Raw genomic sequence first — 20973 nt, 5'->3', positions numbered from 1 at the left:
GGAGGCGTGGACCAGGTCCATCGCCCCGAAAGTTACACAAACAGCTTATTTTTTTATTTTTTTTGTAATCTCAGGAGCGATGACGGATACGCTACCCATCACACCGCCGGACTTGCCCGCGCGATGAGCAGATCCAGCGGGGCGTCCGGGTCGAGCGTGCCGTAGGCGAAGCCCTGCTCCCGAGCGAGACGTGAGCGGCAGAAGGTCTCCGCGATCTCCGGATTGCCTGCGTTGAGCAGAAGCGCGGCCTGGATTGCCAGGGCGGCGCGCTCGACGACCAGGCGGCTGCGGACTTCCAGCGTGGCCACATCTTCGAAGGCGTTCCTGAGCCAATCCACATGCCTGTCGTAGAGGGCATTCCTGCCCATTGCGCCTTGCAGCTCGACGAACAGCGCATTGCGCACCTCGGGCTCCTTTTGCAGCGCACGCAGCACATCGAGGCACTGCACGTTGCCGCTGCCCTCCCAGATGGAGTTCAGCGGGGCCTGGCGGTACAGACGGGGCACGATGTTCTCTTCCACGAAGCCGATACCGCCCAGGCACTCCTGGGCCTCGTTGACGTACGCCGGGGTACGTTTACAGATCCAGTACTTGCCGATGGCCGTGGCGATACGGGCGAAGGCCGCCTCATGGCTATCGCGCCGTGCGCCGTCCACGGCGCGTGCAACGCGCATGGTCAGTGCAACGCTGGCTTCGCATTCGAGCGCCAGATCGGCCAGCACGTTGCGCATCAGCGGCTGCTCGATCAGCACGCGGCCGAACACCTCGCGATTGCGGGTGTGGTGCAGGGCCTGGACAAGCGCCTGACGCATCAGGCCGGTGGAGCCGATCATGCAGTCCAGGCGGGTCAGCGAGACCATCTCGATGATGACCGGGACGCCACGCCCTTCCGCGCCGACCAGGTACGCGGTGGCACCCTGGAACTCCACTTCGGACGAGGCGTTGCTCCAGTCCCCGAGCTTGTCCTTCAGACGCTGGATACGGACTTCATTCAGCGAGCCATCGGGCAGCACACGAGGCAGCAGGAAGCAGCTCAAACCACCCTCGGCCTGGGCGAGGATGAGGTGGGCATCGCACAGCGGGGCCGAGAAGAAGAATTTGTGACCAACGATCCTGTAGCTGCCATCAGCCTGGGCAATGGCCCGCGTAGTGTTCCGGCGAACATCCGAACCGCCCTGCTTCTCGGTCATGCCCATGCCGATGGTCAGCGCCGTTTTCCGGTTCGCCGGCAGTGTTCTCGGGTCGTACCCGGTAGCCAGGATGCGCGGAACCCACTCATCCGCAATCTCCGGGGAATGCATCAGCGCCGGAATGCTGGCGTGGGTCATCGTGAGCGGGCAGCAGGTGCCGGCGTCCGCCTGGCTGTACATGTAGAGCAGCGCAGCGCGCACCACATGGGAACCGGCCTGATCCTTGTGGCGCCAGGAGAAGCTGTGCACCTGGCCCTGCATGGCCTGGCGCATCAGCTCGTGGTACGCGGGATGAAATTCCACGTGGTCGACGCGGCGGCCATAGCGATCGAAGGGGTGGAACACCGGCTTGTTGCGGTTGGCCTGCTCACCGGCCTCCATCAGTTCGTGGCCGGCGACCTGGCCGAAATCGGAGAGGTGCTTCTCGGCCCAGATCCCGCCGTTCCGCTCGACCGCCTCCTGAAGCGGCTTGTCGCTCAGCCAGGCGTTGAGCGGAGCCATGGGGAGTGGTTGGTTCTCTACCTCGTGGGTCTTAAACTGGGCATCGGTCGACATGGGAGCACCTCCATAGGGTTGGTGAAAGAAAATTACACACAACATAACTATATCGTCAACTGGTGTAATATGTTTCCGGTCGCCTGACGTCGTCTTTTTTCTTGCCGAGGTTCTCCCTTGCTTGACCTGATCCCTGATTCCGCCGACGAACACGCCGCACCCACGCCTCGTCAGCTGCTGCTCAAACTTCTTGGAAGCAGGAAGGACGAGGAACTGGATGCAGCCAGCGCCGTACGCGCCGGAGCGCTGTTCGGCATCTCGCCGAATAACACCCGTGTGGCCCTGGCCAGACTCCAGGCCGCGGGCCTGATCGAGACGGTGGCTCGGGGTGCGTATCGCCTCGGTGCCGATGGCCAGGCGCTCGCCCAGGAGGTCGGCGCCTGGCGAACCGCCGAACAAAGCCTGCGCAGCTGGGATGGCGGCTGGGTGACGGCCTCGACCTCCGCGCAAGGCCGCAGCGACCGCAAGGAGCTGCGCGCGCGCCAGCGGGCACTCGCTTTCCTGGGCATGCACGAGCTGGAAGAAGGTCTCCATGTGCGCCCGGACAATTTCGCGGACGGCGTGCTCTTCGTTCGCGCCCGCCTGTTGAGTCTCGGCCTGGAGGCGCAGGTTCCCGTGTTCCTGGCAACGCAGTTCGATGATGAGCGCGAGGCGAAGGCCAGGGGGCTTTGGGACTCCCAGCAGTTGGAGCGAACCTATCGGGATGGCCAGCGCCGGATCGAGGACTCCCTCGGGCGCCTCAAGGAAATGCCCCTGGAAGATGCAGCCCGGGAAACCTACTTCCTCGGCGACCAGGCGATACGCCAACTGGTGTTCGACCCGCTGCTGCCAGCCCCTCTGGTCAGCGTGGCGAGTCGCCAGACCTTCCGTGAGGCGGTCAGGCATTACGATGCCGTGGGCCACCAGATCTGGCGCGACTACCTCGCTTCAAGCGTCTGACAGACAGGCGTGGCCCGCTCGTGCCAGCTACTCCTCGAAGCGCCCCGAAGCGTCACGGTCGCGCTCGTATCGCCGCTTGAGCGGAAACGGCGGCAGCCAGGACTCGCGGCGGACGGTCCAGAGTTCGTAGGTCGGCATCAGCTGGTCAGGAGCATCCAGCGAGCCCAGGTTCACTTCGATTTCGTCTGCGCTGCGCGAGAATACGGACGAGCCGCAGCGGGGACAGAAGAAGCGCCCGGCGTAGTCGCGTGTTTCGCCATCGATCGTCACCGCATCCCGGGGGAACACCGCGGAAGCGTGGAACAGCGCCCCATGATGCTTGCGGCAGTCGAGACAGTGACAAATGCCGACCCGGTATGGGAGTCCGGACGCCATGATCCGGACGTTCCCGCACAGACAGCCGCCGGTGAACCGATCCATGTTGCTCCTCCTCTAATATCAAGCGGTCGGAACGCTCACAACGAAAGGAAAGGGATATGAAGCCACATACCTTGATCGCCGTCCTCACCAGTCTCGCCCTGCTGGGCACCCCGCCACTGTCGCTGGCCGATCCGGGCAACAGCCATGGAAACGCCAAGGGCAACGCCCATGCCCAGCAACACGGCAATCCGGGCAAGGGAAGCCAGGGCGGCAGCAATGCCTACCGCGGCGGGCCGCAAGTCGATGTCGGCGGTATCCGTGTCATTCTCGACGGCCACCGCGACTACTGGGCCCCCGCCTCGCCCCTGCCGCCGGGCATCCAGAAGAACCTGGCGCGAGGCAAGCCGCTGCCGCCGGGGATCGCCAAGAAGCTCGACGGCAGGCTCCTCGGCCAGCTGCCGCACTACGACGGTTACGACTGGGTCCAGGCCGGAACGGACCTGATCCTGGTTGCGGCCGCCACGGGGCTGATCTACGAAGTCCTGCATGACGTGCTCGATTGAGCCCATCGCACCGCCACCGGAAGCAGCCTTCGACAGGCTGCCTCCGGTGATTGCCTCTCGTCCGTTCAGACCGCCAGGCTGCGTTCGCGGATTTCCGTGTTGAGGATGTGGTCGTTCTCCGAATAGTCCACCGGGCAGTCGATCACATGGACGCCCGGAGTCCCCAGGCACTGCTGCAGCAGCGGCAGGAAGCCGTCGGCGCTCTCCACGCGGTGGCCCTGGGCACCGTAGGCCTGGGCGTACAGCACGAAGTCCGGGTTGCCGTAGTCCAGGCCGAAGTCGGTGAAGCCCATGTTCGCCTGCTTCCAGCGGATCATGCCGTAGCCGTCGTCGCGCAGGATGATCACCGTGAGGTTCATCTTCAGGCGCACCGCGGTTTCCAGCTCCTGGCTGTTCATCATGAAGCCGCCGTCCCCGCACACCGCGACGATGGGCTTGTCCGGATAGACCACGTGGGCGGCCATGGCCGACGGCAGGCCGGCGCCCATGGTCGCCAGGGCGTTGTCCAGCAGCACGGTGTTGGGCATGTGCGCCTTGTAGTTGCGGGCGAACCAGATCTTGTACATGCCGTTGTCCAGGGCGACGATGCCCTGCGACGGCAGCGCCCGGCGCACGTCGGCGACCAGCCGCTGCGGGTACAGCGGGAAGCGCGGATCGTCGGCGCCTTCGGCGACCTGGGCCTCGTTGGCCTCGCGGATCGCCAGCAGGCGGGTGAAGTCCCAGTGCGAGGTGTCGGTGAGCGCCTCGCCGATCTGCCAGACGGCGTTGGCGATGTCGCCCACCACCTCGATCTGCGGGAAGTACACCGGGTCGACCTCGGCGGAACGGAAGTTCACGTGGATCACCTCTGTGCCGCCGCGGACCATGAAGAACGGCGGCTTCTCGATCACGTCGTGGCCGATGTTGACGATCAGGTCGGCCGCTTCCAGCGCGCGATGCACGAAGTCGCCGGAAGACAGCGCGGCGTTGCCGAGGAAGCGCGGGTGGCGCTCGTCCACCACGCCCTTGCCCATCTGGGTGGTGACGAAGGGAATGCCGGTGCGGTCGATCAGTTGCTTGAGGACCTTGGCGGTCATCTTGCGGTTGGCCCCGGCGCCGATCACCAGGATCGGGCTGCGCGCGGCCTGCAGCTTGTCCACCGCGGCGCGGATCACCTTGTGCTCGGCCAGCGGGCGGCGGCCGAGGCTGCGCGGGATCGGCAGGCTGTCGGTCTGCTCGGCGGCGATGTCCTCGGGCAGTTCCAGGTGCACGGCGCCGGGCTTCTCCTCCTCGGCGAGGCGGAAGGCCTCACGCACCCGCGAGGGGATATTGTCGGCCGAGGCCAGCTGGTGGGTGTACTTGGTCAGCGGCTGCATCATGCCGACCACGTCGAGGATCTGGAAACGCCCCTGCTTGGACTTCTTGATCGGCTTCTGGCCGGTGATCATCAGCATCGGCATGCCGCCGAGATAGGCGTAGGCGCCGGCGGTGACCAGGTTGGTGGCGCCGGGGCCGAGGGTCGAAAGGCTCACGCCGGTCTTGCCGGTCAGGCGGCCGTAGGTGGCGGCCATGAAGCCCGCCGACTGCTCGTGGCGGGTGAGCACCAGCCTGATCTTCGACTTGCGCAGGGATTCGAGCAGGTCGAGGTTCTCTTCGCCGGGAATGCCGAAGACGTACTCGACACCTTCGCTCTCCAGGCATTGCACTACTACATCGGCGGCCTTGGCCATCTTGCTGCTACCTCTGGGATGGTGACTCGGAGAGACCGGACGCTGCAGCAGCGCCCGGCCCCGGTCGTTTCAGCGTAGCGCGCCGACACCGACCTGGCCGCCGGCCGGTATCGAGCGCCACGCGCCTGTCTCGCGGGCGGCCCGAAACTCGCCCGTGGCGGAGCCCGCTCAGGCGAGACCGATCTCCACCGCCCCGCCGTTCAGGCGCACCGGCCAGACGCGCAGCTGCTGCTCGGGGAACTCCAGGCAGCTGCCGTCTTCCAGGCGATAGTGCTGCTTGTACAGCGGCGAGGCGATCACCAGCGAGCCGCCGAGATGGCCGACGATGCCGCGGCCGATGACATTGGCGCCGGACAGCGGATCGCGGTTCTCCACGGCGTAGAGCTTCTCGCCGCCCACCTCGCCCGGCAGGTAGAACAGCGCCACCTGCCGGCCCTCGACCCAGGCCACCACGCCCGAGTTGGGGACCAGGTCGTCGCGGCTGCAGACGTCCTGCCAGTACGGGTTGCTGTCGAACATCCGGCTATCGATGCGTTCTGCGCTGTGCTGGGCCATCAGACCACCTCCTTTGCTACGGGAATCAGGTGAAGTTCATGCTCGCGGACCGGCCGGCGCTGGCCGCGTTCCTTGACGAAATGGATGTCCGGGTCCGGACGCGAATCGTTGACGAAGGTACGGAAGCGCTTGAGTTTTTCCGGGTTCTCGAGGGCGTTGGCCCACTCGCATTCGTAGCGGTCGACCACCATCTGCATCTGCTCCTCCAGCTCGGCGCCGAGGCCCAGGCTGTCGTCGATGATCACTGCCTTCAGGTAGTCCAGCCCGCCCTCCAGCGACTCGCGCCACACCGAGGTGCGCTGCAGCTTGTCGGCGGTGCGGATGTAGAACATCAGGAAGCGGTCGATGTAGCGGATCAGGCTTTCGTCATCGAGGTCGGTGGCGAACAGCTCGGCGTGGCGCGGGCGCATGCCGCCGTTGCCGCACACGTAGAGGTTCCAGCCCTTCTCGGTGGCGATCACGCCGACGTCCTTGCTCTGCGCCTCGGCGCATTCGCGGGTGCAGCCGGAAACGGCGAACTTCAGCTTGTGCGGCGAACGCAGGCCCTTGTAGCGGTTCTCGATGTCGAGGGCCATCTTCACGCTGTCCTGCACGCCGTAGCGGCACCAGGTGCTGCCGACGCAGGATTTCACCGTGCGGGTCGACTTGCCGTAGGCGTGGCCGGTCTCGAAGCCGGCGGCGATCAGCTCGGCCCAGATGTCCGGCAGCTCGTGCAACTGGGCGCCGAACAGGTCGATGCGCTGGCCGCCGGTGATCTTGGTGTAGAGGTTGTACTTGCGGGCCACCTCGCCGATGACGATCAGCCCTTCCGGGGTGATCTCGCCGCCGGGGATGCGCGGCACCACGGAGTAGGTGCCGTTCTTCTGCATGTTGGCCATGAAGGTGTCGTTGGTGTCCTGCAGCGCCACCAGCCAGGGCTCCTGGATCGGGCGGTTCCAGCAGGACGCGAGGATCGAGCCGATGGCCGGCTTGCAGATGTCGCAGCCGACGTGGCCCTTGCCGTGTTTCGCCAGCATCTCGTCGAAGGTCTCGATGCCTTCCACGCGGACGATGCCGTACAGCTCCTGGCGGGTGAAGGCGAAGTGCTCGCAGAGGCTCTTGTCCACCGCCACGCCGCGTGCGCTCAGTTCGTGCTCGACCACCTGCTTGAGCAGCGCCGAGCAGCCGCCGCAGCCGGTTGCGGCCCTGGTGCATGCCTTGACCCCGGCGAGGTCGCTGCAGCCGCCGTCGATGGCGGAGCAGATCGCACCCTTGCTGACGTTGTGGCAGGAGCACACGGTGGCGCTGGCCGGCAGCGCGTCGGCGCCCAGCGCCGGGGCCGCCTCGCCGGCCGGGAGGATCAGCACGGACGGATCGGCCGGCAGCTGGATGCCGTTCTGCGCGTATTGCAGCAGGGTGTCGTAGTAGCTGTTGTCGCCGACCAGCACGGCGCCCAGCACCTGCTTGCCGTCGGCGGAGACCACCAGGCGGCGGTAGCTGCCGGCGGCTTCGTCGATGAAGCGGTAGCTGCGTGAGCCCGGCGTGGCGCCGTGGGCGTCGCCGATGGAGCCGACGTCGACGCCGAGCAGCTTGAGCTTGGTGGACATGTCCGCGCCCATGAACGGCTCGGCGTCCTCGCCGCACAGCTGGGCGGCGACGTTGCGGGCCATCTGGTAGCCCGGCGCGACCAGGCCGAAGACGCTGCCGTTCCAGGCGGCGCATTCGCCGATGGCGTAGATGTCCGGATCGCTGGTCAGGCAGGCGCCGTCGATGGCCACGCCGCCGCGCGGGCCGAGTTCCAGGCCGCACTCGCGGGCCAGCGCGTCCTGCGGACGGATGCCGGCGGAGAAGACGATCAGGTCGGTGTCGAGATATTCGTCACCGGCGAAGTTCATCCGGTAGCGGTACTCCTCGCCGACGCTGATGGATTGGGTGGCACGCGACAGGTGCACGCCGACGCCCAGGTCCTCGATACGCTTCTTCAGCGCGGCGCCGCCGAAGTCGTCGAGCTGCACCGGCATCAGCCGCGGGGCGAACTCCACGACGTGGGATTCCAGGCCCAGGGACTTCAGCGCGTTGGCCGCTTCCAGCCCGAGCAGGCCGCCGCCGACCACCACGCCACGGCGGGCGTTGGTCGCCGCCGCGCGGATGGTGTCGAGATCGCCCAGGGTGCGGTAGACCAGACGGGAGTCGCCCTCCGCGCCTTCGATGGGCGGCACGAAGGGGTAGGAACCGGTGGCCAGCACCAGCTTGTCGTAGGCGACGGCGCCGTTGGCGGTGATCACCTCGCGGCGCTCGCGGTCGATCTCCAGCACCGGCACGCCGAGGTGCAGGGTCACGCCCGGACGCTGGTACAGCTCGGCTTCGCCGAGGGCCAGCGACTCGGCATCGCGGCCGCCGAAGTATTCGGAGAGGTGCACACGGTCGTAGGCGCGCAGCGGTTCCTCGCTGAATACCTCGATGCGGTAGCTGTCCAGCGCGCCGCGCGCCACCAGTTGCTCGACACAGTGGTGACCGACCATGCCATTGCCGATGACGACCAGCGTTTTCAAATCGTTGAAGGTAGCGTTCATGGAAAGCTCCCAGCCAATCACGTCTTTTGCGGAGACAAAAAAAGGCGCCTGGAACCGGAGGGTCCCAGGCGCCTTTGCCTGTTCGTTCGTGGGTGCCGCCGGGCCACGCTGCCTGGAGCACCTTTGTAGCCCGGGTCGCTGATCGCCATTGATCGGTCGGGCGGCCCGGGCGAGGTTCGCGGCGGGCTCGACGGGACATATGCAGTGGGTGTGCCAGTTTCGGTGAACGCCACGAATAATGGGCCTTTGGAGTGGTTCCACGGAATCGCCGTGCATTCCAGTGGAACCAAAACGGTGCGCAAAAGGCCGTTTTGCCCCAGCCCCATGCACGGTGTTCATCGTTCCCACGCTCCCGCGTGGGAATGCATCCATGGACGCTCCTGCGTCCGACGTGGCGGATGGCTTGCCTCCCGTAGGAGCGGGCCATGCCCGCGACCATCGCCCCGCACCACGTTTCGCGGGCATGGCCCGCTCCTACAAAAGCCGCATCCCCTCCACCGAAATGTCGGCGGGTTTCCCCCCGCCCTACCGATCTGGCGCGCACCTTGCTTTAACCCCGACAGGGCAATCAACGCCGATTGCCCCAACCCACGACAAAGGCGCCGTGTTGCCCCCGTTATAACGGAGGGCGGCATGGCGCTTTTTCGTTTCTGGCGGGAAAAGGTTATGGCGAGCAGAACGGTAAAAAGCGTGTGTCCATACTGCGGCGTCGGCTGCGGCATCGTCATGGAGGTCGCGGACAACCGCGTGGTCAAGGTCTCGGGCGACAGGAGCCACCCGAGCAACTTCGGCCGCCTGTGCACCAAGGGCAGCACCTGCCACCAGCCCATCGCCGGATCGGGGCGGATGGAGCACGCCTACCTGCGCCACGAACGCAGCCATGAACCCGTGCAGACCGCGATGGACGATGCCATCGACGCCACCGCCGCGCGCCTCACGGCGATCCTCGCCGAGCACGGCCCGGATGCCCTCTCCTTCTATGTCTCCGGCCAGATGTCGCTGGAAGCGCAGTACCTCGCCAACAAGCTGGCCAAGGGCTTCATCGGCACCCGCTGGATCGAGTCCAACTCACGGCTGTGCATGGCCAGCGCCGGCAGCGGCTACAAGCTGTCGCTGGGCTCGGATGCACCGCCCGGCTCCTATCAGGACTTCGACCGCGCCGACCTGTTCTTCGTCAGCGGCGCGAACATGGCCGACTGCCACCCGATCCTCTTCCTGCGCATGCTGGACCGGGTCAAGGCCGGCGCCCGCCTGATCGTCGTCGATCCCCGGCGCACCGCCACGGCGGACAAGGCCGACCTTTACCTGCCGATCCGCCCCGGCACCGACCTCGCCCTGCTCAACGGCCTGCTGCACCTGCTGTGGCAGAACGGCCACTGCGACGAAGCCTTCATCGCCGAATTCACCGATGGCTGGGAACAGATGCCGGCTTTCCTCGCCGACTACACCCCGGAGCATGTCGCCCTGCTCACCGGGCTGGACGAGTCCGCCATCCGCCAGGCGGCGCAGTGGATCGGCGAAGCCGGCGAGTGGATGAGCTGCTGGACCATGGGCCTCAACCAGAGCACCCACGGCACCTGGAACACCAACGCCATCTGCAACCTGCATCTCGCCACCGGCAGGATCTGCCGTCCCGGCAGCGGCCCGTTCTCCCTCACCGGGCAGCCCAACGCCATGGGCGGCCGCGAGATGGGCTACATGGGCCCGGGCCTGCCGGGGCAGCGTTCGGCGCTGGTCGAAGAGGACCGCGCCTTCGTCGAGGACGCCTGGAACCTGCCGCGCGGAACCCTGCGCAGCGAGGCCGGCGCCGGCACCATCGCGCTGTTCGACGCCATGCGCGCCGGCGAAGTGAAGGCGTGCTGGATCATCTGCACCAACCCGGTCGCCAGCGTCGCCAATCGCGGCGGCGTGATCGAAGCCCTGCAGGCCGCCGAACTGGTGATCGCCCAGGACGCCTTCCTCGACACCGAAACCAACCGCCATGCCGACATCCTCCTGCCCGGCGCGCTGTGGGCCGAGGCGGACGGCGTGCTGATCAACTCCGAGCGCAACCTCACCCTCACCCGGCAGGCCGTCGAGCCGCCCGGCGAAGCCATGGCCGACTGGCGGATCATCGCCCGCGTGGCCTGCGCCATGGGCTTCGCCGAGGCCTTCGACTACGCATCGGCGGAGGAAGTGTTCGAGGAGATCAAGCGCTTCTGGAACCCCCACACCGGCTACGACCTGCGCGGCGCCAGCCATGCGCGCCTGCGCGAAACCCCGCTGCAATGGCCCTGCCCGCCGGACGATGGCGCCGATCGCCATCCCCTGCGCTACCTGAACGATGGCGTCAGCCAGCACCTGCGTCGCGCCGAAGACGGCAGACAGCCGCGCCTTGCCTTTGCCACGACCAACGGCAAGGCGCGGTTCTTCGCCCGCCCGCACATGGACCCGGCGGAGATGCCCGACGCCGACTTCCCCTTCGTGCTCAACACCGGCCGCCTGCAGCACCAGTGGCACACCCTGAGCAAGACCGGAAAGGTCGCCACGCTGAACAAGCTCAACCCCGGTCCCTTCGTCGAGGTGCATCCGCACGACGCACAAACCCTCGGCGTGCGCGACAGGGACCATCTGCAAATCCGCTCGCGCCGCGGCCACGCGGTGCTGCCGGTGGTGGTCAGCGAGCGCGTGCAGCCGGGCGCCTGCTTCGCGCCGTTCCACTGGAACGACGTCTACGGCGAGAACCTCGCGATCAACGCGGTGACCAGCGACGCCGTAGACCCGCTGTCGCAGCAGCCGGAATTCAAGTTCAGCGCGGTCGCCCTGCGCCGGGTCGAGCTGATCGACCACCAGTTTCTCGAGACGCCCGCCCCCGCGGCGCTCGCCAGCCCTTCCCCACTTCACTCTTCTCAACTTGCAAAGGATTCCACCATGTCGCGCATCGACGCCTTCGCCGCGCAGGTCGGTATCGACGCCAGCGCGCCGCCGCAGCTGAATGACAGCGAGCGCACCTGGCTGTCCGGCTTCATCAACGGCCTGCGCAACCACAACGGCGGCGTGCCCTGCCTGCCGCCCCACGCGCCGCTCGCCACGCCCGCCCGGCTGTGGCTGGACGGCATGCTCGCCGGCCTGTTCAGCCGTATCGAAGGCGGCGTGCCGGCCAACGACGAGGCCATCGCCGCGCCGGTCACCCTGCTCTGGGCCTCGCAGACCGGCAACGCCGAAGCCCTCGCCGAGCGCTTCGCCACGCGCCTGGGCGAGGCCGGTTTCGCCGTCGAGCTGAGCAGCATGGCCGACTACGCGCCGGCGAAGCTGAAGGAAGTCGACAACCTGCTGCTGCTCAGCAGCACCTTCGGCGACGGCGACGCGCCGGACAACGGCCAGGGCTTCTGGGACGGCCTGAAAACCCACAATGAACTGAAGGGCCTGCGCTACGCCGTGCTGGCCCTCGGCGACCCCAGCTACGACCAGTTCTGCCAGCACGGCAAGAACCTCGACTCGCGCCTTGCCGAACTGGGCGCCAGCGCCCTGCTCCCTCGACTGGAATGCGACACCGACTACCAGGAGCGCGCCGACGCCTGGCTCGGCGAGCTGCTGCCGCTGCTCAAACCGACCACGGCCACGCCGGTCGCCAGCGAACCGCCGAGCAAGGACAAGCCCTGCCCCGCACCGCTGAAGATCAACCAGCGCCTGAACGCCCCCGGCTCGAACAAGGACACCCGCCTGTTCGCCTTCGATATCGCCGGGACGGGCCTGGCCTACGAGGCGGGAGACGCTCTCGGCGTATGGCCGCGCAATTGCCCGGAACTGGTGCAGGAAGTGCTCGATCTCATCCGCCTGGACGGCGAGCAGCCGGTGACGGTCGCCAAGGTCGGCGAGCTGCCCCTGCGCGAGGCCCTGACCAGCCACTTCGAGATCGCCCGCCCCAGCGCCGAATCCCTTGCGCTGATCGCCGAGCGCAGCCGCAGCGAAGACCTGCGCCAGCTGCTCGGCCCGCGCCGGGAGGAATTGAAGGACTGGCTGTGGGACCGCCAACTGGCCGACCTGCTGCAGTCCTTCCCCATCGACTGCAATGCCGACGAATTGCTCGCCAGCCTCAAGCGCCTGCAGCCGCGCCTCTACTCCATCGCCTCCAGCCCCAAGGCCCACGCCGGTGAAGTCCATCTGACCGTGGCCGCCGTGCGCTTCGGCAGGCGCAAGGGTGTGGCCTCCACCTTCCTCGCCGACCGCCTGCAGGACGGCGCGGTGCCGCTGTTCGTGCAGCAGTCGAAGCACTTCCGCCTGCCCGACGACGGCGACACGCCCATCGTGATGATCGGCCCGGGCACCGGCGTGGCGCCGTTCCGCGGCTTCCTCCACGAACGCCGGGCGCGCGGCGACAGCGGCCGGAACTGGCTGTTCTTCGGCGAACAGCACGCGGCCAGCGACTTCTACTACCGCGACGAACTCGAATCCATGCAGCGCGACGGCCTGCTGAACCACCTCAGCCTGGCCTTCTCCCGCGACCAGGCAGAGAAGATCTACGTGCAGGACCGCATCCGCGAACAGGGCGCCGAACTCTGGCGCTGGCTGCAGGATGGCGCGCGGGTCTACGTCTGCGGCGACGCCAGCCGCATGGCCAAGGACGTCGACCAGGCGCTGCGCAAGGTCGCCAGGACCCATGGCGGGCTGGGCGAGGATACTGCGGCGGAGTGGATTCGCCGACTGACGGCAGAAAAACGCTATCTGCGCGACGTCTACTGACGCTCCGGGAGAAGGCAGATGGCAGGTTGCCGGTATAGACTCCAGCGTAGTCGCTTCGATTTGTCGCCGGATGCAGATGACGGAACCGCGCCATGCCTTCGCACCATCTTTCAGGGAATGAACCATTCGACGGCATAGCACGCCTGGTCCTGCAGCATTTCGGCTGCTGCGCGGCATTCGTCGTGATCGACGGCTATCCGCGCGGCTGCGCCGGCCTGGGGCTTGCCGACGCCACCCGCTACCTTCCGCTCGCCGCCTGCGACACGCCGCAGGTGGTCCCCGACCTGCACCGCGACGCGCGCATCAGGGATGCCCACCCCGAGCACCGTTTCTATGCCGGCTGCCCTCTGATCGACGAAGATAACCGCCAGATCGGCGCAATCTGCCTGCTCGACCGCGGTGCCCGGCAGCTCGACCACGCCGGCTTCGAATTCCTCCAGGAACTCGCCCGCCAGGCCGTCCTGAACGCCCGCCAGGAAAGCGCCATGCAGCGCATGCAGGCCGACGTCCGGGTCCTGCAGGACAGCGAGCGGCGCATGGCCCTGGCCATCGCCGGCAGCGGCACCGGCATCTGGGACCGCGACGTGCCGGCCGGGAAGATCTACTACTCCCCCGGCTGGAAGGCCCTGCTCGGCTACGCCGAAGGGGAAGTCGGCGACCGCATCGAGGACAGCTACCGGCGCATCCATCCCGACGACATCGAATACGTGAAGGCGGCGATGCTCGCGCATTTCGCCGGCCGCACGGAAACCTACGAGGTGGAGCACCGCCTCCGCTGCAAGGACGGCAACTACAAGTGGGTATGCAGCCGCGGCCGGGTGGTCGCCCGCGACGGCGATGGCCAGGCCCTGCGCATGATCGGCACCACCACCGACGTCACCGCCCTGCGCAGCATGGCCGAATGCCTGCGGCACTCGGCGGAGCTGCTCACCGACCTGACCAACGCGATCCCCGGCATGGCCTTCCAGTACCACCTGCGGCCGGGCGGCGAATCCCGTTTCACCTACGTCAGCGCCGGCATCCGCGACATCTACGAGATCGAGCCGGAACAGCTCGCCGAATGCAGCCTGCAGGTCGATGCGCTGATCCATCCCGACGACCTGCCGGCCTATCGGGCTTCGCTGGACACCTCGGCGGCGAGCCTCACGCCCTGGCACCAGGAATATCGCGTGCGCCTGCCCAGGCAGGGCGTGCGCTGGCGCCAGGGCGATGCATGCCCGCGGCGGCTGGACGACGGCAGCACGCTGTGGCACGGCTTCATCACCGACATCACCGAACGCAAGCAGATCGAGGCGGAGCTGCAGGAATTCGCCACCATCGACTTCCTCACCCAGGTCTCCAACCGCCGCCACTTCCTGCAGCAGGTGGAAGCCGAGCTGGCGCGCCTGCAGCGCGGCGATGGCGGCAGCGCGGCGATCCTGATGTGCGACCTGGACCATTTCAAGGCGATCAACGACCGCTGGGGGCATGCCGCCGGCGACCAGGCGCTGCGGCATTTCGCCGGAATCCTGCGTCACCAGCTGCGCAAGACCGACAAGGCCGGGCGCATGGGCGGCGAGGAATTCGCCGTGGTGCTGGGCAACAGCGGCCTCGACGAGGCGGCGCTGATCGCCCGGCGCATCCAGCTGCATCTCGCCGAGACGCCGGTATTCGAGGCCGGCCGGCGCATTCCGCTGACCATCAGCATCGGCATCGCCCTGATGTACCCCACCGACCCCTGCGCGGAGGCGGCGATCACCCGCAGCGACATGGCCCTGTACCGCGCCAAGCAGCGCGGCCGCAACCGCATCGAGTGCTACTGAGGCGGGCCGTCGTCCTCGTCCCGGCGGCTTTCCTGCGGTTCGGCGCGACGCTCCAGGTACAGCAGCGCATGCAGCACCAGCAGCGCCGCCAGCGTGCCCAGCACCGCGGTGGCGGCATGGCCGAGGCCCACGGCGATGCCGATGGTGGTGCTCAGCCAGAGCCCGGCGGCGGTGGTCAGCCCCTTCACCTGCTCGCCGCTGCCGTTCTTCAGGATGGTGCCGGCGCAGAGGAAGCCGATGCCGGCGGCGATCCCCTGGATCACCCGGCTCAGCGCATCCGGCGGCGCGCCGGCCTGGCTCAGCGGCATGACGAACAGCGCCGCGCCGAGTGTCACCAGCATGTGCGTGCGCAGCCCGGCGGCCTTGCCCTTGGCCTCGCGCTCGAAACCGAGCAGCCCGCCGAGCAGCGCCGCCAGCAGCAGGCGCAGGCTGGCGCGGACGATCTGCTCCACTTGCCCGAGATCGGCGAACTCCGACGCCAGGGTCGCCGCGATGCGCTCCAGCAGTTCCATCGCCATTCCCCGCAGTTGCCCGGAAGCCGGGCGATACAGCAGTGACAGCGGCAATGGCCGGCGGGTTTGGGCGAACCGTTGAACGGCGGCAAATGGCGTCGGATTTCCCCGGTTAGCTATTTACAAGCGGCCTGCATATGCAAAGTTGTGCGTTGACAGTCTGGCGCCAATTACGTGTCATGCGAGGAATGACGAAAACGCTACCTCGATCGGTAACGCAGAAGTCAGCGGGCCGGCCGCAATGCCGGCGATGTAAGCGCATCTGCGTGGTTCAGGCAGCGATACCTGCGTCGATCCCCACCGCTTCATCTACAAGGAGGGCCCGGCAATGTACCGCGAGACTGCCGCACATCCTGTTCGTGATGATCTGGACGATCCGTTCTTCTTCGCTTTCGAAACCCATGTCCTGCAGAAAGCCCTGCCGGCCTTCGAGGAAGCCTGCCGGTTCGCTCGGGATCGCGGACTGAGCTGTACCGTCGAACTGCTCACCAACGACGACGGCAACCCTGAACTCTGCCTGCTCGCGCGCCAGCGCGACGACCTGCCCCACAGCAGCTACCGGATCATCGCCGACCCGGCAACCCAGGGTATCGTCCACGAGGAATACAGCGCGATCAGCCAGCGCACCCGCCGCGTCGCCGCTCGTCTGGCCTCGATCAACACCATGGTGCTGGACACCCAGCTCGCCGCCTTCTTCAAGCACGCCTTCGACCTGCGCCTGGACTACGCGGGCGAGCGCCACGGCGGCGGCTTCTGGTAGCCGGCTCCTCCCATCCCATCCCGCGATCTCCGGCGGCAGGCCCGCCGGAGCGGTCTTGGCATGCCGTTCATCCGCCGGTCTGAACTGGCGCCCGCGCCGCGCCCTCTCCCGTTCAGACGGGCGCACTCCGCGCCCTGCCCTGGAGGATGCGCACATGCCACGCGGAGACAAAGACAAGTACACCGACAAGCAGAAACGCAAGGCCGAGCACATCGAGGAAAGCTACGAGGCCAAGGGCGTTTCCGAGAAGGAAGCCGAAGCCCGCGCCTGGGCCACGGTGAACAAGCAGTCCGGCGGCGGCGAGCGCACCGGCGGTTCCGGACAGAAGAAAAGCCCCGAGGCCAAGCGCCAGTCCCGCAAGTCGTCGGCCCGCCGCGCCGTGGCGACCAGGCACGGCGTACCGCGTCCGGGCCAGCGGCTGGAGAGCATGACCAAGCAGGAACTCATGGAGCGGGCGCGCAAGCGCAACATTTCCGGGCGCTCGACCATGCGCAAGCAGGAGCTGATCGAGGCATTGCGCAAGGCGTCGTGAGGCGGCCCCCGGTGCTCGACGCACCGGGGTGCGTGCCATCGAGTTGACATATGGCAGACCGGACGCACATTCCTCCGGATATCATTGGCGACCTCACCGGACCCGCCCCAGCCGCCGATCCAGCCGCCATGCATGAATTTCTCGTACATTTCCAGGATGACCGCTTCCCCGGCAAGACCGTCCTGCGTTCGTTCGCCCGCCACATGAGCCTCTCCGAGGCCCGCGCCCGGCTGCTCGCCTGCTACCCCCTGCGCGCTCCGCAACTGCTCAGCATCACCTACCTCGCACCGCTTCTGCCCGGCCGCTGATTCCTCCCGGCAATTTCGCTGAACCTGCCTCTGCCCTGCCCGGTCAAGAGCTATAGCTGCCCGCCGGGCGGCGTCACATTCGTATGAAGACCGTCCGCCGGACCTGCGGGAAGATTGTCCCCGGCGCGGCTACCCTTCGAACTGTTCGTCCATCGAACGAAGAAGAGGACAACCACCATGCTTTTCAGCTCCCGAAACCACCACGAACTCGCCAACATCCAGGGCAAGACCGTCGCCGAACTGCAGTCGCTGATCGATGAAATGGACCACCTGCTGAAGAGCGGCCGCCACCTCGCCGCCGAGGAAATCCCCCAGGTACGCGACCGCCTCGGCCATCTGCTGCACGACGGCCGCCACCTGCTGAATCGCACCCAGCGCAACCTGTCCCGCCAGAGCCGCCAGGCGGTGCACGCCACCGGCGAGTACGTCGGCGAGCATCCCTGGCAGGTAGCGCTGCTGGCGGGACTGGCCTGCGGTGTGCTGGCCTGCGTGCTGCTCTATCGTCGCTAGGCCGCCAGGAGGAGCGGGTGCCGCCGCCGCGGCGCCCCGCCCTGGAAAGTTATTGAACCCTCGCCGCCGGCAGCTCTCCACCGGATAACCGGACCCACAGGAGCCTGCCGCCATGAAAGCCGCATCCGCCCTCTTCTGCCTCGGCCTGTTGCTCGCCCCGGCCCTGCCGACCGGCGCCGCCGAACCGGTCTCGCCACGGGCCTTCATCGAGGAGAGCCTCGGCACCGGCCTGACGGTGATCGACAGCGCGCGCCTGGCATTGCACAAGGGCGAAAGCAACGGCGTGCGCGTCTACGCCAAGCGCGTGATCGACGAGCACGGCCGGCTGGATGCCGAGTTGCAGACCCTGGCGAAGGAGAAAGGCATCGAGATCGCGATCACCGACGGGCTGCAGGCCGACGCCGCAGCCCGGGCCGCGCTGCTGGAGCAGAGCGACCACTTCGACCTGACCTTCGCCGAACAGCAGCTGTACATCCACAAGCAGGCCGTGACGCTGTTCGAACAGGTGGCCCGCGACAGCCAGGACGCCGAACTGCGCGACTTCGCCCGGACGCGCCTGCCGCTGCTGGAGCATCACCGGGACATGGCGGAACAACTGGTCAAGGGCCGGGCGGAATGAGTGCAGGATGGGCTTCATGGTTCCCAGGCGAGAGCGTGGGAACCATGAAAACGTCATACGTACCAATGGTCGCGGGCATGGCCCGCCCCTACAAACTCATCGCTTGTTTATTGGATCCCCGCGTTCGCGGGGAAGACGGCATTCACCCCGACGCCAATCTGCTCTCTCCGGGAGAGGGCTGGGGTGAGGGTGCCACAACGCCAGACTTTCCCGTAGGAGCGGGCCATGCCCGCGACCAGCCGTGCCGCGCCATTTCGCGGGCATGGCCCGCTCCTACAATCCCCGCCCTACCGTTCCTCCTCGTCGATCACATCATCGGTCCACGGCTCGCCATCCAGCGGTGCCGAGCGCGCCAGCTCGGCTTCGTCCAGGCCGATGCCGCCGCCGATGTCTGATTCGTCCACCACGCTCAGCTCGCTGTCGCTGGCGCCGCCCGGCCCCGCCTCCTCGGGGGAGTTGGCGCCGGTTTCGTCGTACAGGGTGCCGGGGCTGAGGTCGTCGTAGGTGACCTGGTCCTCTTCCAGGGTATCGTCCTCCAGCGCTTCGCCGCCGCTCATGCCGGCGTGCTCCACGCGCTCGGGCGGGAACTCCCGTTCCACTTCGTCCTGCGGCCGCTCATCGCCGACACGGCCCTGGCGCTCGTCGCGCTTGTCGCTGAAGTCCAGCTCGCGCATCGGGCCCATGCGGTCCTCGATGTCGTCGATTTCCTGCGGGTTCCTGGCTTTCTCCACCATGATCGGTTCCTCCGTGGTCGTTCGGGAATGCATCAATCCGCCCCGCCAGCCTGCAGGTTCCGCCATGCGCCGTAGCGATGCGCGCCGCAGCGCCGGCATTGCGCGTGGCAGAGGACCTCTCCGCCCAGCGTCAGGCACTCGGTTGCGCTCCACAGGCAGCCGCTGATCAGGCAACGGAAGGTCATGGGCGCCACCGCTAGGAGCGGTCCTCGCTGAGCCCGGCCTGCCGGTGGAAGCGCTCCAGCTGGCTCATCGCCCAGTCCGCGGCCTGCCGGCGCACGGTCGAGGGTTCGCCGGGAAAGCGCTCGGTGCGGCTGAACACCACGTATTCGCCGGGCGTGCGGAATGCCCAGGCGAAGCACAGGGTGCCGGGGGCGATACCGTCCTTCGCATCCGGGCCGGCCAGCCCGGTATCCGCCAGCGCCGCGCTCGCCGGGCTGCGCTCCAGCGCGCCGAGCGCCATGGCGCGGGCCATGGCCTCGCTGGTCAGGTTGACCTCGTCCAGCAGGTGTTCCGGGATGCCCAGCAGGATCTGCTTGGCTTCCGGCGAATAGACCACGAAGCCGCCTTCCAGCACCTCGCCGCAATCGGCGACCTCCGCCAGGCTCGCGGCGATCAGCCCGGAAGTGCAGGACTCGGCGGTGACCAGGGTGAGGCCGGCGTCCTTCAGGTAGGCGACCAGCTCGGCGGCAGCAGCAGAAGGTCTTTCCATCGGCGCAATCCGCTCAGGGCGAGATCGGGTCGCTGGCCGGGAAGGTTTCCTCCAGCGCCTTGTCGATCTGCTCTTCCTTCGGCTGGCTCTCGCTGCTGCGCCGCACCGCCGCGGCGCCGCACTGGCAGCCGAGATCGACGCAACGCTCCTTGCCCTGGGGATGCTGTTCGGCGCAGGCCTCGCAGCAGTACAGCTTGTCGTCCTTGCGGACCGCATCGGCGCCGGGGATGCAGACGCATTCCGGGCAGGCACACGTGTTTTCGCTCATGGGCTTCACCTTCTCGCCGTCCAGTCGGTTTCGTTGGGGCTTTGTCGGTGGAGCCGTGGGCGGCGTCGGAGTTCAGTGAGTTTGCCCGGCGGTCGGCGCACACAAAAAACGGCCCCGCCAATGGCAGGGCCGAAGCCGACAAGAGGACTGTACCTTGAAGGGGTACACAGGTTCGGCCGGCCGCCGCCGGGAAACGTTCAGATTATTTCCGGCCCGCTCAGGTCCAGCCTTCCAGGCGCATGGTGGCGCGCACCAGGCGCTGTTCTTCCTGTTCGATCTCGCGCAGGTTGTCGCGCACGCTGTGGATGTGCTCGCGGGCGGCGCGCTGGGCCTGGTCGGGCTGGCGCTCGACTATGGCGTTGAACAGGCGGGTGTGCTGACGGTCGATCTGGCGCTTCTGCGGGCGGCGGTGGTAGAGGTTGTTCACCGAGGCGAACACCGAGCTGATCATCAGGTCGCTGAGCGACTGCAGGATGTGCACCAGCACCGGGTTGTGCGAGGCCTCGCTGATCGCGCGGTGGAAGGCATGGTCGCGCCGGGCGTGTTCGCGCGGGTCGCCGGCCGGCTCTTCGCCCTGGGCCGGGAACATCTCCTCGTAGCGCCGCCGCAGCAGGATCAGGTCGGCCTCGGTGGCGCGCAGGGCGGCGAGCCGGGCCGATTCGCCCTCCAGCAGGGCGCGCACTTCCAGCAGGTCGTAGAGGGTGCGCGGCTGCGAGCTGAACAGGTGCATCAGCGGCGTGACGTCGCCGGTCCCGCCCAGCGCGGCGACGAACGAGCCGCGGCCGTGCTCGGTCTCGATGATGCCGCGCCCGCGCAGTATCCGCAGGCCTTCGCGCAGGGCCGAACGCGAGCAGCCGAGCTTCTCCACCAGGCGCCGTTCGGAAGGCAGCGCCTGGCCCACCTTCAGCACGCCATCGACGATCAGCCGCTCGATGCGCCCGGCCACCTGGTCGGCGATCTTGCGTTCCTGTCTCTCCTCGCCGTGCATGTCGCTCTCCAACTGGTCGGACCAGGGCTTCAGTGTAGACGGATGCCGGAATCGGCAAGCAGTCTGGCCGAAGGCTTCAGCCG

20 protein-coding genes are annotated in these 20973 nt (G+C 67.5%); 9 read left to right on the top strand and 11 right to left on the bottom strand.

Going from position 1 to position 20973, the window contains the following annotated elements; translation table 11 throughout:
* Positions 1-98: 98 nt before the first annotated feature.
* Entirely contained in the window at positions 99-1745 is a 1647-nt protein-coding gene (locus BLR75_RS19240) for an isovaleryl-CoA dehydrogenase (RefSeq protein WP_084312253.1), read from the bottom strand.
* Positions 1746-1862: 117 nt separating this feature from the next.
* Between BLR75_RS19240 and BLR75_RS19235 the strand changes: the two genes are divergently transcribed.
* Positions 1863-2684 carry a PaaX family transcriptional regulator C-terminal domain-containing protein gene (locus tag BLR75_RS19235; RefSeq protein WP_084312251.1) on the top strand — a complete coding sequence of 274 codons (822 nt, stop codon included), beginning with the start codon at positions 1863-1865 and terminating at the stop codon, positions 2682-2684.
* Positions 2685-2711: 27 nt separating this feature from the next.
* On the opposite strand, the gene BLR75_RS19230 is transcribed toward BLR75_RS19235, so the two are convergent.
* On the bottom strand, positions 2712-3104 hold the full coding sequence (locus BLR75_RS19230; RefSeq protein WP_084312250.1) for a GFA family protein: 393 nt from the start codon (positions 3102-3104) through the stop codon (positions 2712-2714).
* 56 nt (positions 3105-3160) lie between these two features.
* On the opposite strand from BLR75_RS19230, the gene BLR75_RS19225 reads away from it, so the two are divergent.
* Complete coding sequence (locus tag BLR75_RS19225; protein ID WP_084312249.1) at positions 3161-3607, top strand: anti-virulence regulator CigR family protein; 447 nt, start codon at positions 3161-3163, stop codon at positions 3605-3607.
* A gap of 65 nt (positions 3608-3672) precedes the next feature.
* On the opposite strand, the gene BLR75_RS19220 is transcribed toward BLR75_RS19225, so the two are convergent.
* The 3 genes from BLR75_RS19220 to nirB form a co-directional block, all read right to left on the bottom strand.
* Positions 3673-5316: an acetolactate synthase large subunit gene (locus BLR75_RS19220; protein WP_084312247.1), complete on the bottom strand. Its 1644-nt coding sequence runs from the start codon at positions 5314-5316 to the stop codon at positions 3673-3675.
* 168 nt (positions 5317-5484) lie between these two features.
* The gene (gene nirD, locus BLR75_RS19215; protein ID WP_084312245.1) at positions 5485-5871 is read right to left on the bottom strand and encodes a nitrite reductase small subunit NirD; all 387 of its coding nucleotides are present in this window, start codon (positions 5869-5871) and stop codon (positions 5485-5487) included.
* Positions 5871-8423: a nitrite reductase large subunit NirB gene (gene nirB, locus BLR75_RS19210; RefSeq protein WP_084312243.1), complete on the bottom strand. Its 2553-nt coding sequence runs from the start codon at positions 8421-8423 to the stop codon at positions 5871-5873. The genes nirD and nirB overlap by 1 nt, the downstream gene beginning before the upstream one ends.
* 666 nt (positions 8424-9089) lie before the next feature.
* On the opposite strand from nirB, the gene BLR75_RS19205 reads away from it, so the two are divergent.
* Together BLR75_RS19205 and BLR75_RS19200 are read left to right on the top strand one after the other, a co-directional pair.
* Entirely contained in the window at positions 9090-13145 is a 4056-nt protein-coding gene (locus BLR75_RS19205) for a bifunctional nitrate reductase/sulfite reductase flavoprotein subunit alpha (protein WP_084312241.1), read from the top strand.
* Positions 13146-13237: 92 nt separating this feature from the next.
* Positions 13238-14947 carry a sensor domain-containing diguanylate cyclase gene (locus tag BLR75_RS19200; protein ID WP_084312239.1) on the top strand — a complete coding sequence of 570 codons (1710 nt, stop codon included), beginning with the start codon at positions 13238-13240 and terminating at the stop codon, positions 14945-14947.
* On the opposite strand, the gene BLR75_RS19195 is transcribed toward BLR75_RS19200, so the two are convergent.
* The gene (locus tag BLR75_RS19195) at positions 14941-15459 is read right to left on the bottom strand and encodes an MgtC/SapB family protein (RefSeq protein ID WP_084312237.1); all 519 of its coding nucleotides are present in this window, start codon (positions 15457-15459) and stop codon (positions 14941-14943) included. The two genes, BLR75_RS19200 and BLR75_RS19195, sit on opposite strands and share 7 nt — an antisense overlap.
* A 328-nt stretch (positions 15460-15787) precedes the next feature.
* Here BLR75_RS19195 and BLR75_RS19190 point away from each other — a divergent pair, with 328 nt between their 5' ends.
* From BLR75_RS19190 to BLR75_RS19170, 5 genes are all read left to right on the top strand, one after another.
* Positions 15788-16219, top strand: coding sequence for a Rossmann-fold NAD(P)-binding domain-containing protein (locus tag BLR75_RS19190; RefSeq protein ID WP_084312235.1), 432 nt, complete (start codon positions 15788-15790; stop codon positions 16217-16219).
* 154 nt (positions 16220-16373) lie between these two features.
* A complete protein-coding gene (locus BLR75_RS19185; protein ID WP_084312233.1) occupies positions 16374-16751 on the top strand; it encodes a Rho termination factor N-terminal domain-containing protein in 378 nt (125 codons plus the stop codon).
* A gap of 128 nt (positions 16752-16879) precedes the next feature.
* The gene (locus tag BLR75_RS19180) at positions 16880-17059 is read left to right on the top strand and encodes a hypothetical protein (protein WP_084312231.1); all 180 of its coding nucleotides are present in this window, start codon (positions 16880-16882) and stop codon (positions 17057-17059) included.
* Between the two features lie 177 nt (positions 17060-17236).
* A complete protein-coding gene (locus BLR75_RS19175) occupies positions 17237-17569 on the top strand; it encodes an ElaB/YgaM/YqjD family protein (RefSeq protein WP_084312229.1) in 333 nt (110 codons plus the stop codon).
* Between the two features lie 112 nt (positions 17570-17681).
* Entirely contained in the window at positions 17682-18188 is a 507-nt protein-coding gene (locus BLR75_RS19170) for a DUF4142 domain-containing protein (RefSeq protein ID WP_084312227.1), read from the top strand.
* Positions 18189-18475: 287 nt separating this feature from the next.
* Here the strand turns inward: BLR75_RS19170 and BLR75_RS19165 are convergent, their stop codons facing one another.
* The 5 genes from BLR75_RS19165 to glcC form a co-directional block, all read right to left on the bottom strand.
* Positions 18476-18922 (bottom strand): phosphotransferase system, HPr-related protein, encoded by a 447-nt coding sequence (locus tag BLR75_RS19165; RefSeq protein WP_084312225.1) that lies wholly within the window; start codon positions 18920-18922, stop codon positions 18476-18478.
* A 32-nt stretch (positions 18923-18954) separates the two neighbouring features.
* Positions 18955-19107 (bottom strand): PSPA7_2676 family Cys-rich small protein, encoded by a 153-nt coding sequence (locus BLR75_RS26570; protein ID WP_139207045.1) that lies wholly within the window; start codon positions 19105-19107, stop codon positions 18955-18957.
* 11 nt (positions 19108-19118) lie between these two features.
* On the bottom strand, positions 19119-19634 hold the full coding sequence (locus BLR75_RS19160; protein ID WP_084312223.1) for a CinA family protein: 516 nt from the start codon (positions 19632-19634) through the stop codon (positions 19119-19121).
* Positions 19635-19647: 13 nt separating this feature from the next.
* Positions 19648-19902: a metallothionein gene (locus tag BLR75_RS19155; protein WP_084312222.1), complete on the bottom strand. Its 255-nt coding sequence runs from the start codon at positions 19900-19902 to the stop codon at positions 19648-19650.
* Positions 19903-20119: 217 nt separating this feature from the next.
* Positions 20120-20890 (bottom strand): transcriptional regulator GlcC, encoded by a 771-nt coding sequence (glcC, locus tag BLR75_RS19150; RefSeq protein WP_084312220.1) that lies wholly within the window; start codon positions 20888-20890, stop codon positions 20120-20122.
* Positions 20891-20973: the final 83 nt, after the last annotated feature.

Source organism: Pseudomonas jinjuensis (assembly GCF_900103845.1).
In the GTDB taxonomy this organism is placed as follows: domain Bacteria; phylum Pseudomonadota; class Gammaproteobacteria; order Pseudomonadales; family Pseudomonadaceae; genus Pseudomonas; species Pseudomonas jinjuensis.
Note: the sequence above shows the minus strand (reverse complement) of the source record. Positions and strands in the feature narration are given on the sequence as shown.

Bases quoted from the DNA above. Each gene is read 5' to 3' on its own strand.
- BLR75_RS19240 (WP_084312253.1), bottom strand. From the start codon at position 1,745: ATGTCGACCGATGCCCAGTTTAAGACCCACGAGGTAGAGAACCAACCA.
- BLR75_RS19230 (WP_084312250.1), bottom strand. From the start codon at position 3,104: ATGGATCGGTTCACCGGCGGCTGTCTGTGCGGGAACGTCCGGATCATG.
- BLR75_RS19225 (WP_084312249.1), top strand. From the start codon at position 3,161: ATGAAGCCACATACCTTGATCGCCGTCCTCACCAGTCTCGCCCTGCTG.
- BLR75_RS19220 (WP_084312247.1), bottom strand. From the start codon at position 5,316: ATGGCCAAGGCCGCCGATGTAGTAGTGCAATGCCTGGAGAGCGAAGGT.
- nirD (WP_084312245.1), bottom strand. From the start codon at position 5,871: ATGGCCCAGCACAGCGCAGAACGCATCGATAGCCGGATGTTCGACAGC.
- nirB (WP_084312243.1), bottom strand. From the start codon at position 8,423: ATGAACGCTACCTTCAACGATTTGAAAACGCTGGTCGTCATCGGCAAT.
- BLR75_RS19205 (WP_084312241.1), top strand. From the start codon at position 9,090: ATGGCGAGCAGAACGGTAAAAAGCGTGTGTCCATACTGCGGCGTCGGC.
- BLR75_RS19200 (WP_084312239.1), top strand. From the start codon at position 13,238: ATGCCTTCGCACCATCTTTCAGGGAATGAACCATTCGACGGCATAGCA.
- BLR75_RS19195 (WP_084312237.1), bottom strand. From the start codon at position 15,459: ATGGAACTGCTGGAGCGCATCGCGGCGACCCTGGCGTCGGAGTTCGCC.
- BLR75_RS19190 (WP_084312235.1), top strand. From the start codon at position 15,788: ATGTACCGCGAGACTGCCGCACATCCTGTTCGTGATGATCTGGACGAT.
- BLR75_RS19185 (WP_084312233.1), top strand. From the start codon at position 16,374: ATGCCACGCGGAGACAAAGACAAGTACACCGACAAGCAGAAACGCAAG.
- BLR75_RS19180 (WP_084312231.1), top strand. From the start codon at position 16,880: ATGCATGAATTTCTCGTACATTTCCAGGATGACCGCTTCCCCGGCAAG.
- BLR75_RS19175 (WP_084312229.1), top strand. From the start codon at position 17,237: ATGCTTTTCAGCTCCCGAAACCACCACGAACTCGCCAACATCCAGGGC.
- BLR75_RS19170 (WP_084312227.1), top strand. From the start codon at position 17,682: ATGAAAGCCGCATCCGCCCTCTTCTGCCTCGGCCTGTTGCTCGCCCCG.
- BLR75_RS19165 (WP_084312225.1), bottom strand. From the start codon at position 18,922: ATGGTGGAGAAAGCCAGGAACCCGCAGGAAATCGACGACATCGAGGAC.
- BLR75_RS26570 (WP_139207045.1), bottom strand. From the start codon at position 19,107: ATGACCTTCCGTTGCCTGATCAGCGGCTGCCTGTGGAGCGCAACCGAG.
- BLR75_RS19160 (WP_084312223.1), bottom strand. From the start codon at position 19,634: ATGGAAAGACCTTCTGCTGCTGCCGCCGAGCTGGTCGCCTACCTGAAG.
- BLR75_RS19155 (WP_084312222.1), bottom strand. From the start codon at position 19,902: ATGAGCGAAAACACGTGTGCCTGCCCGGAATGCGTCTGCATCCCCGGC.
- glcC (WP_084312220.1), bottom strand. From the start codon at position 20,890: ATGCACGGCGAGGAGAGACAGGAACGCAAGATCGCCGACCAGGTGGCC.